10 protein-coding genes are annotated in these 13,345 nt (G+C 49.5%); 8 read left to right on the top strand and 2 right to left on the bottom strand.

Features of this window, described 5'->3' with window-relative positions:
* Positions 1–105: 105 nt before the first annotated feature.
* The 4 genes from J7619_RS26940 to J7619_RS26925 all read left to right on the top strand — a co-directional run bounded on the left by J7619_RS26940 (position 106) and on the right by J7619_RS26925 (position 6,881).
* The gene (locus J7619_RS26940; protein ID WP_291206412.1) at positions 106–1,470 is read left to right on the top strand and encodes a TolC family protein; all 1,365 of its coding nucleotides are present in this window, start codon (positions 106–108) and stop codon (positions 1,468–1,470) included.
* A gap of 52 nt (positions 1,471–1,522) precedes the next feature.
* Positions 1,523–2,674 (top strand): efflux RND transporter periplasmic adaptor subunit, encoded by a 1,152-nt coding sequence (locus J7619_RS26935; protein WP_291206409.1) that lies wholly within the window; start codon positions 1,523–1,525, stop codon positions 2,672–2,674.
* 39 nt (positions 2,675–2,713) lie between these two features.
* Positions 2,714–5,887, top strand: coding sequence for an efflux RND transporter permease subunit (locus J7619_RS26930; RefSeq protein WP_291206406.1), 3,174 nt, complete (start codon positions 2,714–2,716; stop codon positions 5,885–5,887).
* Positions 5,888–5,978: 91 nt separating this feature from the next.
* Positions 5,979–6,881, top strand: coding sequence for a bestrophin family protein (locus J7619_RS26925; RefSeq protein WP_291206403.1), 903 nt, complete (start codon positions 5,979–5,981; stop codon positions 6,879–6,881).
* A 53-nt stretch (positions 6,882–6,934) separates the two neighbouring features.
* Here J7619_RS26925 and J7619_RS26920 read toward each other — a convergent pair whose 3' ends face one another.
* Positions 6,935–8,335: a DUF4270 family protein gene (locus J7619_RS26920; RefSeq protein WP_291206400.1), complete on the bottom strand. Its 1,401-nt coding sequence runs from the start codon at positions 8,333–8,335 to the stop codon at positions 6,935–6,937.
* 484 nt (positions 8,336–8,819) lie between these two features.
* Here J7619_RS26920 and J7619_RS26915 point away from each other — a divergent pair, with 484 nt between their 5' ends.
* Together J7619_RS26915 and J7619_RS26910 are read left to right on the top strand one after the other, a co-directional pair.
* Positions 8,820–9,860, top strand: coding sequence for a kelch repeat-containing protein (locus J7619_RS26915; RefSeq protein ID WP_291206399.1), 1,041 nt, complete (start codon positions 8,820–8,822; stop codon positions 9,858–9,860).
* Positions 9,857–10,213, top strand: a complete 357-nt coding sequence (locus tag J7619_RS26910) for a DUF4907 domain-containing protein (RefSeq protein WP_291206397.1) — start codon at positions 9,857–9,859, stop codon at positions 10,211–10,213. Before J7619_RS26915 ends, J7619_RS26910 begins: the two co-directional genes overlap by 4 nt.
* A 23-nt stretch (positions 10,214–10,236) precedes the next feature.
* Here the strand turns inward: J7619_RS26910 and J7619_RS26905 are convergent, their stop codons facing one another.
* The gene (locus tag J7619_RS26905) at positions 10,237–11,322 is read right to left on the bottom strand and encodes an endonuclease/exonuclease/phosphatase family protein (RefSeq protein ID WP_291206394.1); all 1,086 of its coding nucleotides are present in this window, start codon (positions 11,320–11,322) and stop codon (positions 10,237–10,239) included.
* Between the two features lie 167 nt (positions 11,323–11,489).
* On the opposite strand from J7619_RS26905, the gene rimP reads away from it, so the two are divergent.
* The gene (rimP, locus tag J7619_RS26900) at positions 11,490–11,972 is read left to right on the top strand and encodes a ribosome maturation factor RimP (protein WP_291206391.1); all 483 of its coding nucleotides are present in this window, start codon (positions 11,490–11,492) and stop codon (positions 11,970–11,972) included.
* An 88-nt stretch (positions 11,973–12,060) separates the two neighbouring features.
* Positions 12,061–13,302 carry a transcription termination factor NusA gene (nusA, locus tag J7619_RS26895; RefSeq protein ID WP_090385457.1) on the top strand — a complete coding sequence of 414 codons (1,242 nt, stop codon included), beginning with the start codon at positions 12,061–12,063 and terminating at the stop codon, positions 13,300–13,302.
* The last annotated feature ends 43 nt before the right edge of the window (positions 13,303–13,345 follow it).

Below are 13,345 nucleotides of genomic sequence, written 5' to 3'. Positions count from 1 at the left end.
TAGCCACAGATAGCTGATCCTTTCACGTTTTTTTCCAATTATCAAACCTGTTCATCATCAGACAGAAGCTCTTAATTTCTATCCAAAATTCTAATTAAAACCTACATGAAGCATTGGTCTAAGCCACAAAAAACGACGCGTTTGGCGCTTAGCTCGGCATTCCTCTTATTGAATTTGCTCAGTACCGCCCTGGCTCAGGGCATCCAGGAAAGTAACCGGGAAGCGCCGGTGCTGGAACAGGCAACTTTACAGGAAGTGGTTGCGTACGCTATCAAAAACCAGCCAGCGATCCAGCAATCGCTGATCGACGAGCAGATTACTGCCAATCAGGTCCGCGCCAAACTGGCCGACTGGTACCCTCAGATCGGCTTTAACTACAATTTGCAGCACAACTTTATTGTTCAGACCAGCATTATCGCCGGTAACCCGGTAAAGCTGGGGGTTAACAACGTTTCGGCTACACAGTTCACGCTTTCGCAGCAGATCTTCAACCGTGACGTGCTACTAGCCAAGCGTACCCGTGGCGATGTACTTTTCGCGGCAAGTCAGAACACGGTGAACAACAAAACCGATCTGGCCGTGAGCGTTTCCAAGGCATTCTATGACGTGCTGGCCACCACCCAGCAGATCCGCGTGGCCGAAGAGGACATCCTGCGCCTGGAACGCAGCCTGAAAGATGCCCAAAACCAGTACAAATCAGGTATTACCGACAAGATCGACTACAAGCGGGCGACGATTTCGCTCAACAACACCCGTGCCAATAAGAAAAGCAACGAGGAAGTATTGAAAGCCAAACTGGAATACCTGAAAACATTGATGGGCTATCCGATTAACAAAGCGTTGCAGATCAGCTATGATACCTTGCAAATGGAACGCGAAATCGCCCTGGACACTTTGCAGAATGTAGATCTGAACGGCCGGATCGAATACCAGATTCTGGCCACCCAGAAAAAGCTGGCCGAAGCGAACTTGCAATACAACAAATGGAGCTATTTGCCCAACCTGTCGCTGAACGGGGCCTACAACCTGAACTTTCAGAACAACCATTTCTCAGACCTTTATAACAAGAACTACCCCAACTCGTTTGGTTTGCTGACCTTGTCGCTGCCTATTTACCAGGGCGGAAAAAGGAAAGCCAATACCAAACAAGCCGAATGGCAGCTCAAACGCCTGGACTGGGATCTGAAAGGTCTTCAAAACAATGTAAACTCTGAATATGCCAGTGCATTAGCCAACTATAAAGGTAACCTGACTAACCTGCTCGCTCAGAAAGAGAACGTAGAGCTGGCGCGTGAGGTGTATGATGTGATCCAGCTGCAATACAAATCGGGTATCAAAACCTATCTGGAAGTAGTTACTTCCGAAACCGACCTTCGTCTGGCGCGTATCAACTATTACAATGCATTGTACCTGGTACTGGCCAGCAAGATCGACGTTCAGAAAGCACTCGGACAGATCAATATCCAATAACCGGCCAAGCCGACACTTAACTCCTGCTTCCATTAGAAAATACTTTAATGATATGTATTTAAATACAACCAAATATTACCCCGCTGCCCTGCTTGCATTGACGATCTTTTCATGCGGCAAAAAAGACCAGCAACAGGCGCCTACCGCCCCTCCGGCTGTACAAGTAACCTTGGCAGAGGTAGCAACTTCCGAGGCCTCATACTATGACGAGTACCCCGGAACCGTAGTGCCATTGAACGAAATCGAGCTGCGTCCGCAGGTTACCGGCTTTGTAACCGGCATCCATTTCACCGACGGAGCCCGCGTGCGCAAAGGTCAGCTGCTTTACACGATTGACGCCCAGCTTTACGATGCCAACTACGATCAGGCTGTGGCTACCCTGAATGTGCAGGAGGCCAACCTGGCCCGCGCGCAGAAAGATGCGGACCGCTACCACGAGCTCGAAAAAAACGACGCGGTGGCCAAACAGCTCGTCGATAATGCGGACGCCGCACTCGAGGTAGCCAAAAGACAGGTGGACGCGGCCAAAGCGAGCATCAAAGCGAGCCAGACCAGCGTGCGCTACACCAAAGTGACTGCGCCATTTGATGGTATCATCGGCATTTCGGCAGTGAAAGTCGGCGCGCCGGTTTCCGCGGGCCAGACAGTGCTCAACAAAGTTTCGACCGACAATCAGCTGGCGGTCGATTTCAACGTGGACCAGAAAGAGATTTACCGCTTCACCACATTGATGAAATCCCAAAAGGCCAGTGATTCGACCTTCTCAATCAAATTCGGAACGGACGTTTACCCGGCGCACGGCAAGATCGCATTGCTCGACCGCGCCGTGGACCCGCAGACCGGTAGCATCAAAGCCCGTCTGGTTTTCCCCAACAAGGATAACCAGCTCCGCGCCGGCATGAGCGGCACGGTGATGGTGCTCAACAATGCAGGTTCGAAATCGGTGGTAATCCCTTATAAAGCCGTAACCGAGCAATTGGGCGAATTCTTTGTGTACGTGGCCGGCGACAGCAGCAAGGTTACTCAGCGCAAAGTGACGCTCGGTACCGCTATCGGATCCAACATCATTGTGAAGGACGGGCTTAAAGAAGGCGAGAAAATCGCGGTGGAAGGTGTGCAGAACCTTCGTGAAGGAGCAGCCATTCAGGAAGGTGCACCTGCCCAGGGTGCGGCACCGAATCAGGGCGGTCCTCAGAAAAAATAAGCAGCCGGTCCCTTTTACTATTTCATAAACCAGTACGAAATGATTGCAGATGTTTTTATAAAAAGGCCGGTCACCGCGATAGTATCCTCGGTGGTGATAGTCCTGGTGGGGCTCATTGCCCTGACCACCCTGCCGATTGCCCAGTATCCCGATGTCACCCCACCTACCGTAACGGTGAGCGGGAACTTCACGGGTGCCGACGCCCAGACGGTCGAACAAACGACTACGACCCCCATTGAAACACAGATCAACGGGGTGCCTGGCATGACCTACATGTCCAGCAACAGTACCAGCAGCGGGCAAAGCAGCATTAACGTGACATTCGATGTCGGTACCGACGTCAATATTGCGGCCCTGGATGTTCAGAACCGCGTAAGTGTGGCCGAACCTACCCTGCCCGATGCGGTAAAACGCCTTGGTCTGACCGTTCGCAAGCGCCAGCCCAGCATTATGATCGCCCTGGCGCTGTACTCGCCTAACGGCACGCACGATGCGCAGTTTATCGGTAACTATGCCAACATTTACCTCAAAGACGCGCTTCAACGCGTGAAAGGTGTGGGTGATATCGTATCGCGTGCCGACGACTTCGGGATGCGTATCTGGCTTAACCCCGAGAAACTGGCCAACCTGAGAATGACCCCTTCGGATATTTCCGCAGCATTGGCAGAGCAAAACTTGCAGATCGCGGCCGGTACCGTGGGTGGTACCCCGCAACCGGGCGCGCAGGCATTCGAATACAGCGTGCTGACCAACAGCCGGCTGAACACCAAAGCGCAGTTTGAAGATATCATCGTACGCTCCGACCCCGCGCAAGGCAGCGTAGTATACCTGCGTGACGTGGCGCGCGTGGAATTGGGCAAGTTTGATTACGGTGTAAATGCGTTTGTAAGTGGTAAACCCGCAGCATTTGTACTGATTTACCAGGCTCCCGGCGCCAACGCCCTTGACACTTATGAAGGTGTGATGAAGGCATTGACCGAGATGAAGAAAACCTTCCCGAAAGATATCGACTACGTCATTCCGGTTGAAACAGCATCGGTTGTGAAAGTGTCTATCGAGGAGGTATTGCACACATTTGGCGAGGCGATGATCCTGGTGGTACTGGTGGTGTTCCTCTTCCTGCAAAACTGGCGTGCGACGTTGATCCCGATCCTGGCGATCCCGGTTTCATTGATCGGTACCTTTATATTCTTTATTCCTTTCGGGTTTACGATCAACACGCTGACGCTGTTTGCATTCGTACTCGCGATTGGTATTGTGGTGGATGATGCGATTGTGGTGGTCGAAGCGGTTCAGCATTATATTGATGAGAAAAAAATGTCGCCCCGCGCTGCTACCGAGCAGGCGATGAAAGACATTTCCGGTCCGGTAATCGCGATTGCCTTGATCCTTGCGGCCGTATTCGTGCCGGTGGGCTTCGTACCAGGTATCGTAGGGCGCCTCTACCAGCAATTTGCGATCACAATCGCGGTTTCTGTATTGCTTTCCGCATTTGTCGCGCTTTCCCTTACGCCGGCGCTTTGCTCGATCATGCTGCGCCCCTCCAAAGGAGCCGACGATAAAAAGAACCTTCTGGAACAATTCTTCGACCGTTTCAACCGCTGGTTCGATAAGGTTTCGCATTCCTACACAAGAGGGGTTTCAAAATGGATTAAAGCCACGCCGCTGGTGCTAGTGATGATGGTCTGTCTGTTTGTAGGGTTATTCTTCCTGTTTAAAAACAAGCCTTCCGGCTTTATTCCCGTGGAAGATGAAGGGCGTCTTTTTGTAACCTATGAAATGCAGGAAGCAACTTCTACGACCCGCAACGTGGCGATGATCAAGGACATTATGGCCCGCGTATCCTCTATTCCGGAAGTGAAGGTTGTCGGTGGTCTGGCCGGGTTGAACGTGATCAGCTTCTCGAACAAATCCAACGTGGGTACCATGTTTGTCAGCTTGCACCCATGGGCCGACCGGAAAGGCGCCGAGCACCACGTACAAGCCGTGATCAAGGAGATTCAGAAGCGTACCGCCGACATCAAAGAAGCCCGCGTACTGGCCATCGCGCCTCCTGCGATCCCTGGTTTGGGAGCAACCTCCGGTTTCACATTCCAACTGCAACAATCAACCAGTACCGATAACATCCAGCAGTTTGAAGCGGTAGCCCGCGAGTTTTTGGGAAGAGTCAACAAGCGCCCTGAAATCGCGATGGCCTATACCTTCTTCAATGCCAGAACGCCGAGCTACCAGATCGACGTGGATCGTGACAAAACCAAGAAACTCGGTGTGCAGGTGAATGATGTCTTCAATTCACTATCGACACTTTTGGGTAGTTCGTATGTCAACGACTTCAACCTCTACGGCCGGAACTTTCGCGTAATGGTGCAGGCTGACAGCAGTTTCCGCTCGTCGCTGGACAAGATCCAGAAGTTCTACGTACGCAACAAGGCTGGCAATATGGTGCCACTCAGCGCATTGGTTACTTCAAGGGTCGTAGAAAACCCTGCATTGATTTCGCACTACAACATTTACCGTTCGGTGGAGATCAACGGTACGCCGAAACCCGGTTTCAGTAGTGGTCAGGCGATCACCGCATTACGTGAAGAAGCAGCCAAGCTTCCTGCCGGTTACAGCTACGAATTCTCCGGCATGAGTAGCGAGGAGATTAAGGCGGGTGACAGTACGGTAACTATTTTCGCCATCTCGATCGTATTCGTGTTCCTGTTCCTGGCAGCGCTGTATGAAAGCTGGTCGATCCCGTTCTCCGTACTTTTTGCGGTACCAATCGGTGCATTCGGCTCGATCCTTACGCTGACATTCCTGCCGAACTTGTCCAACAATATTTACGCGCAAATCGGTTTGATTACCCTGATCGGTCTCGCAGCCAAAAACGCGATCCTGATCGTCGAGTTTGCCAAAGAGCGGGTAGATAATGGGATGGAGCTCGTCAAAGCGACGCTCGAAGCGGTGCAGCTGCGCTTGCGGCCGATCATTATGACGTCCCTGGCATTTATCCTCGGGGTGCTTCCGCTGGCATTTGCAAGCGGTGCGGCGGCCGAGTCGCGGAAAACCATTGGCTGGACGGTGTTTGGCGGTATGCTCGCTGCAACTTCGCTGGCTATTTTCGTTGTGCCGGTCTTGTTTGTAGCCATCGAAAAGCTGGCGACAGGCAAAAAAGGCAACCAGCCGGCCAGGCCCGGCGGTGTCTCCGACGCTCCTGCTGCGCATTAACAGGATATTGTTTTTATTTCAAAAAGCGGGTCATAGCAAACACTATGGCCCGCTTTTTTCTATTTTGGCAAAGAACTTATTATGATCATTTATGTACGTCAAAGAGGTCTTTTCGATCTGGCGCCTGCTCAAAGGCATTTGGGTGGGCGTCGTTGCGGTTACCGCTTACGCAACGCTGGTATTTTATCTTTTCAGTTATCAAAACTGGCATTTTCTTTCCTTCCCTATTTCGATTACCACTATTCTGGGCACGGCACTCTCGCTGCTGCTGGGTTTCAGGACGAATTCGGCCTATGACCGCTGGTGGGAAGCCCGTAAATCCTGGGGAGAAATTGTCAACGACAGCCGGACGCTCGTTCGCCAGACGGTTGCGTTCACCAAAGCGCCCGCGAAAGAAAAGGAAGAGCTGGTTTCCAATATCGCACACTTACAAATTGCCTGGTGCTACGCGCTGGCCAATTCGCTTCGCCGCACACAGGTGCTCGTGTATGCCGACCTGCACCTGACTGCCCAGGAGCACGAGTACGTGAGCGCACAAGACAATATCCCCAACGCCATTCTAAACCTGATCCAGTTTAGAATGGCTGCCTTACACGATTCGGGGAAAATCAAGACTTTGCTCTACCAGAACATCGACGATACCCTGCGACGGCTTTGCGACGCAATGGGTAAATGCGAGCGGATCAAGAACACCGTTTTTCCTACCCAGTACGCCTTTTTCGTACACCTGGTGATATTCATTTTCACGCTGGTACTTCCGATGGGCCTTGTCGAGAGCATTGGCCGCATTGCCATCCCTATCACATTCACGATTTCGTTCCTATTCTTTTATGTGGAATGGATTGCCTATATCATGCAAAACCCTTTCGAAAACGGGCCTAATGATATTCCAATGACTTCGATGTCGCGCAACATCGAGATCAACCTGCTGCAACTGATCGGCGCCGAGAAAATTCCGGAGAAGATACTGCCCAAGAATGGGGTGGTTATGTAAAAGAAAAGGGGTAAGCGTTAAACTTACCCCTTTTCTTTGTTGATTTTGAATTACTACTTAGGTTTCACCGTCGTGTAATACAGTTCAAGCTCTACGCCTTTATCTGCATTCAACTGATCGCCCACCACCAGCCGGTCGACGCTCATCGAGTACAGACTGCCTGCTTCACGGAAAGTCCCGCTCGAACCAAACGGGCTGCTGCGCAGCACAAACCCGCCTATATCATTGGACTCTGAAACCATTATTTCCGTTGCGAATGAGCTGATATCAAAGCGGTAATATTGCTCGTTCTTGATCAGGTCAGTGAAATAAGCGCTGCTCACGCCGTTTGGGGTACCAAGCAGGGTGACCGCCAGAGGCGCACCGCTGGCATCCGTGTAAAACTGGTTATTCTTATCGAGGCGGTACAAATACAAAACCTTTGGAACCCTAAACGCATCAGTAACAGAAGCTTTCAGCGGCTTCACACGCAGATAGGCCTTATTAATCGCTGTGTATTTCGCGTATCTGAATTGGTTCAGGTAAGGTAGATCTACACGCAGCATGACACCTGTTCCCGCCTGCATGAAGGCCTGGTTACCAGATTGCGAGGACGGCAGGGAAACACGTGTGTTCTGAGGCAATTTCGCCAGCTGCGTGCCTGCATGATCGGCCAACGTCTGATTGTAGCTTGCCGTAACCCGAAATAACGCCGAATCCTTCTTGAATTCGCTCACCAGCGGCGTATGATAATGAAGTTGAAGCGAAGTGGTATCTCCTACCGGAGGGCCCCATTTGAAGCCGACAACCGGGCCATTATCCGTCGTGGCGGGCACTACAACCAATCCTTTCACCAGGTTTATCCAGTCTGTGTTAGAAGTCAACTGGTTGTTTTTGGCCATTTCAAAAATCTGCTTCCCTAATGCGTCCGAAAGTCTGATTTTCAACAGTTTCGTTGTAGTAGGCCTTGGCACAATGGTGATCTTTCCTATCGCTGTCGGGTCATATGCGGTCGAATTGTGATTCCAATAAGCGCTTTTTTCGAGAATATCGGTAAGCAATTTGTGAACCGTCAGGTTCATCGGCTTGGTCGTATCGCCATAGCTGTAAGAGTTATCGTATCTCAGGGTTAGAATCAGCGAGTCATATTCTGCCTCCTGCACCACAGACATACCGCTAGCCAGCGTTGGTTGAAAGAAGCTCAGGGTTCGTACCTTTCCAAAATAAGGATCTTTATAGTTGCCCAGAAGCATACGCGAGGCAGCGCCGGTCATCAGCGAATCCGTGCCGATTGTTGAGAGCTTAATTGTGACAGTATCGGTACTAAGTACGGCAAAATCATCCGGATTAGGCTGGGCCAGGGATTCGACCTGATCTCCCCACTCACACGCTGTGAGCGAAAATGCAAATCCAATTATGATCAGAAGCTTATAGACTATGGACGACTTCCCTAAGGAATAAGACTGAAATTTCATTTAGAGCAAGAACAGTAAAAAGTGCAAAAATATCAGTTGCATTCTTAAATACAACATGATTCAACGATTTAGGACAAATAAGAAAGTAAAATCCGGTTTGCAACAAAAAACGGAATGCATACGTAAGAGTTAAACAGAGGCTTTTGAACCGTTACGCCGCAGGCACCGGAATAGTGGCAAACACGGTAAGAAACGTAAAAGATGCAGGACTATTTTAAACCTTTCGGGGTTGGAATGCATCCAGAGGCAAGTGACCGGCGCCAACGGCGCAACATTGTAACCTGTTACGCGTTGAAAGTAACTGACAGATTAAAGTTTTGGACAAAAAATTTCTGATTATTTTACTTAGCAGTATCAAGATGTTATGTTTGCAAAAAATTTAGGTTACCGGTGAACTTGTCATATCACATGCAGGCAAGCGGCCAATTGAAATATTCAATAATTCTCAATACTCATTTGTAACAATTCGTCAAACAATAATTTCATGTTTAATACCTTAAAAAAGACTTCGTTAGCCCTTCTAGTCGCTTCTACCGCGTTGGTTCAGATGAGCTGTCACAAGGATGATGATGCAGAAAAACAAGGAAACTGGTTCAGAAAGGATCTGCCGAACTTCGGAGGATCGATCCGGACCAACGCAGTGAGCTTTGTGATTGGTAGCGTAGGTTACATTGGTACTGGTTATACAAATGAAACAGTTGCCCGGGTAAAAGATTTTTGGGCTTACAATGCCGAAAGACAAACCTGGTCACAAATAACTCCATTCCCCGGATCGGGGCGTAACAGCGCCACCGCATTCGTGTTGAAAGGCAAAGCCTATGTAGGCGGCGGCTTCGACAATGTAACGGCCGTCGACGCAGGTTACAAAAAAGACTTCTACGAATACGATCCTGCTACCAACAAATGGGATGCGATCGCTGACTTTGGAGGCGGTCCCCGTCAGTTTGCTACTTCATTCGTAGTAAACGACAGAGCATACGTAGGCCTTGGCTACAACGCGAGCAACTACTACCAGGATTTTTATGAATACAACCCTACTACCGACAAGTGGACGGAAATGGCGACCTTCAAAGGTGGTAAAAGAACTGGTGCTATCTCCTTTACCATCGGTGCCAAAGCTTACGTAGGGTTCGGAGAAAGCAACTCACAAACTTCGTATAAAGATATTTACAGCTTCGATCCGGCAGGTAACGGCGGTGCAGGTAACTGGACCCGTGTAGATTTCGCTGACGGGTTCGACCAGGATGCATTTCCAGCGCGTTCATACGGCTCGTCTTTCGTGATCGATGGAAAAGCTTATGTAGTGGGCGGAAAAGGCAGATCTGATGTTTGGGAGTACGATCCGGGCGCAAACAGCTGGATCGAAAGGGCTCCTTTCCCAACGCAGAGAGGTTTTGCAGGTGCATTCGTAGTGGGTAAGATCGGTTACCTCGGAACAGGTAGCGCATCCGGCTCAGGTGGCGGCACAGATGACTTCTGGGGCTTTGATCCTTCCCAGCCAATTAACACTGACGACGATCTGTGATCCGCAGAAACAGCAGAATCCTGATCATAGGTATATTGGCCACGGCCTTCGCAGCAGCGATTTACTTTTTGTTCTTTAAAGGACAGGGGGCAAATCAGGGCGGCGAAGGCCTTTCCCGTTTCAAGGTTGAAACCATCAGGGGCGAGCACGGCTGGGGCTACAACATCCGCCAGGATACGACGCTGGTAATCGAGCAGAAGGTTATTCCCGGAGTGCCCGGTATGGATGGTTTTACGACCGAGCAGGAAGCCGCCAAAACGGGTGGGCTCGTCAAGCAAAAACTTGACAGAGGCATTTTCCCGCCCACGGTCTCCGTACATGAGCTGGACAGTCTCGGCATTAAATATCAGTAAAACAGGCTCCTGGGAGCCTGTTTTTATTTGAAGCGGTAAGTACCCATGATCGGATAATGATCCGAGTACTTTATTTTGGAGTAGGTAGTGAAGTCCAGCACCGATAGTTTGTTCTCATCATAAAACTGATGATCGATCCTGATAAAATAAGGCAGGTGGTTGTAAGAAAAGCCAAACCCGTTCCCCTTCTCTTCAAAGCTGTTTTTGAGTGATTTCCGTAGCTTGCCGTAGATATAGCTGTAAGGTACTTCATTAAAATCCCCACATACCAGCACCGGATAGGGCGATGCTTTGACCCAGTCCTGCAAAACAGTAAACTCTTCGGCCCTTTGCGTGAATCCATTTTTCATTTTCCGAAGTGTAATGCGGCCCTCGGCCTTCACACCGTCCATTTCCTTTTGATGTACCAGTTTACTGAGGCCCAGCGTCATCGAATACAAATGCAAACCGATTATCCGCACCGTATCACGCCCCACTTTGATGTCGGCCTGGATCATTCCGTTTTGGGCCACAAAAATCGTATCCCGGGATGCTACAATCGGATATTTCGAAAGTATTGCCAATCCCCAGTACGACTTGCCGTATTTCCTCCGATAGAAATGGGCCGAATGTTTGTATCCTTTTTTTCGCAGGTAATTTCCCGAATCGAAAATAGTGTCGTCCTCGTCGTAATATTCAGGCATGCAAAGCACGTCGGCACCGCTATCCCCTATCCAGGCTTTCATTTCTCTGATTTCCTTTTGCGTGCTTACGAGCCGCCATTCCGAAAATTTCTGAAAAACGTGGACATTATAGCTCATCACAGAGAACTTGCGCTTACCGTCCTTTTCCGCCGAAGCATCATCGGAACCACCGAATTGATAGGTTCTTGAAAAAAATAAACCAGCGGCTACAAACATGATCAGCGGCAAAATGGCCTTTTTCTTCTCCACCACAAACCAAACAGGCACCGAAATCAGGTGGACGAGCACGACCGCGGGAAACGACATCATCATAAATCCGGCCACCCAGCCATCCAGCGGCACCCACAGTATCAGTATGTAAATCAGCAGGGTATAGCAAGCAAAGCATTGATATAAAAACCACAGTAACTTCTTGATCCCCTTCATTGATTCTAAATAGCATTTTTTGCAAAAATAGCCGACGGAAACGGATTTGGAAGACATCCCCGAATGTTTGTAGAAATGATAAAATAATTTTATATTTGCATCCAATTCTATTTTGATCGATTGATTGAGGGGGTCTAAATCCCCTTTTTTATTTGTATAGCTTATACATGACCGTAAAGGAACATTTAGAAGTTTTGTTGGCCCCGCTTCTGGAAGATGGCGATTGTTTTCTGATAGACATCGTTATGAAACCATCAAAGGCCAATCAGAAAGTTACCATCCTTGTCGACAGCGACGAGGGTATTACCATCCAGCAATGCACCTCCATCAGCCGCAGGCTAGCCAAGCAGCTTGAAGAGCTGGAAATATTCACAGACGCGTACACGCTGGAAGTTTCTTCCCCTGGCCTGGACCAGCCGTTGGTGTTGCCGCGCCAGTACAAGAAAAATGTAGGCCGGAACCTCAAGATTACCCTGAAAACCGGTGAAGCCCTCCTGGGAAATCTGACGGATGCAGGTGATGAAAGCATTACCATCCAGCTGCCCGCTCCCAAGAAAAAACCGAAAACACCGGTCGACGAGGCGTCGCTGGTGCGGACGATCCGCCTGGATGAAATTTCCAAGGCTCTGATCGAAATCTCTTTTAAATAGACTCACGACGCCGGAATCGCATTTTCTGGTTGTGATCAATTATATAATATGTCTAACTTAGTATCAGCAAATATTCTTTAACATACCCATGGATAGCGGAATATTAATTGAATCATTCGCGGAGTTCGCAAGCTCCAAGAACATCGATCGTCCTACGATGATCAGTGTTTTGGAAGAGGTATTTCGTACTATGATTCGCAAGAAATATGGCACCGACGATAACTTTGATGTGATCATCAACCCGGAGAGTGGTGACCTCGAAATGTGGCGTACCCGCGAGATCGTGGACGACAACTCCGAGGATATCTGGGAATATAACAAAATACCGCTGGCCGAAGCCCGCAAAATCCAAAGTGACTTTGAAGTAGGCGAAGAAGTGGCCGAAGAAGTAAAACTGGTGGAATTTGGCCGCCGCCTGGTGCAAACAGCCCGCCAGACCCTGATCCAGAAGATCAAGGACATGGAAAAGGAGATCATGTACGAAAAATACAAGGATCAGGTGGGTGAAATGATCACCGGGGAGGTATACCAAACTTTGAGACACGAGGTAATCATCGTGGATTCGGAGGGTAATGAGCTTTCGCTGCCACGTACCGAACAAATTTCGAAAGACCGTTTCCGCAAGGGAGAATCCGTGAAGTCGGTGATCCATAAAGTGGAAATGAACAACGGTTCGCCCAAGATCACCTTGTCGAGAACGTCGCCAGTTTTCCTGGAAAGGCTCTTCGAAGTGGAGATCCCGGAAATCTACGATGGAATCATTTCTGTGCGAAAAGTTGTTCGTGAACCAGGGGAACGTGCCAAAGTTGCCGTTGAATCATACGACGACAGGATCGACCCGGTGGGTGCTTGCGTAGGTATGAAAGGCTCACGTATCCATTCCATTGTTCGTGAATTGGGTAACGAAAACATCGACGTTATCAACTACACCGACAACCTCGAACTGCTGATCAGCCGTGCATTGAGCCCTGCAAAAGTAAGCTCGATGCAGATCGACCGCGACGCCAAACGCGTATCGGTATTCCTCAAACCAGACCAGGTATCACTGGCAATCGGTAAAGGCGGGCAGAATATCAAGCTGGCCGGCAAACTGGTGGGAATGGAAATCGACGTATTCCGCGATATCGAAGAACAAAATGATGAAGACGTTGATTTGACCGAATTCTCGGATGAAATCGACGAGTGGATCATCGACGAATTGCACAAAATCGGTCTGGATACCGCCAAAAGCGTACTCGCTCTGAGCAAGGAAGAGCTTGTCAGAAGGACCGATCTTGAAGAAGCGACTGTCGAGGAAGTACTCGATATTCTGCGGAAAGAATTTGAATAATATTAACCCGTGGGGCTGTGCAAAACAGCCCTGCAATCAATGC

It is taken from the genome of Dyadobacter sp., assembly GCF_017744695.1.
In the GTDB taxonomy this organism is placed as follows: domain Bacteria; phylum Bacteroidota; class Bacteroidia; order Cytophagales; family Spirosomataceae; genus Dyadobacter.
The sequence above is the reverse complement of the archived record's forward strand: the minus strand, read 5'-3'. Positions and strand labels throughout refer to the sequence as shown.

Coding starts and splice junctions, on each gene's coding strand:
- J7619_RS26935 (WP_291206409.1), top strand. CDS start 1,523: ATGTATTTAAATACAACCAAATATTACCCCGCTGCCCTGCTTGCATTG.
- J7619_RS26920 (WP_291206400.1), bottom strand. CDS start 8,335: ATGAAATTTCAGTCTTATTCCTTAGGGAAGTCGTCCATAGTCTATAAG.
- J7619_RS26930 (WP_291206406.1), top strand. CDS start 2,714: ATGATTGCAGATGTTTTTATAAAAAGGCCGGTCACCGCGATAGTATCC.
- nusA (WP_090385457.1), top strand. CDS start 12,061: ATGGATAGCGGAATATTAATTGAATCATTCGCGGAGTTCGCAAGCTCC.
- rimP (WP_291206391.1), top strand. CDS start 11,490: ATGACCGTAAAGGAACATTTAGAAGTTTTGTTGGCCCCGCTTCTGGAA.
- J7619_RS26925 (WP_291206403.1), top strand. CDS start 5,979: ATGTACGTCAAAGAGGTCTTTTCGATCTGGCGCCTGCTCAAAGGCATT.
- J7619_RS26940 (WP_291206412.1), top strand. CDS start 106: ATGAAGCATTGGTCTAAGCCACAAAAAACGACGCGTTTGGCGCTTAGC.
- J7619_RS26905 (WP_291206394.1), bottom strand. CDS start 11,322: ATGAAGGGGATCAAGAAGTTACTGTGGTTTTTATATCAATGCTTTGCT.
- J7619_RS26915 (WP_291206399.1), top strand. CDS start 8,820: ATGTTTAATACCTTAAAAAAGACTTCGTTAGCCCTTCTAGTCGCTTCT.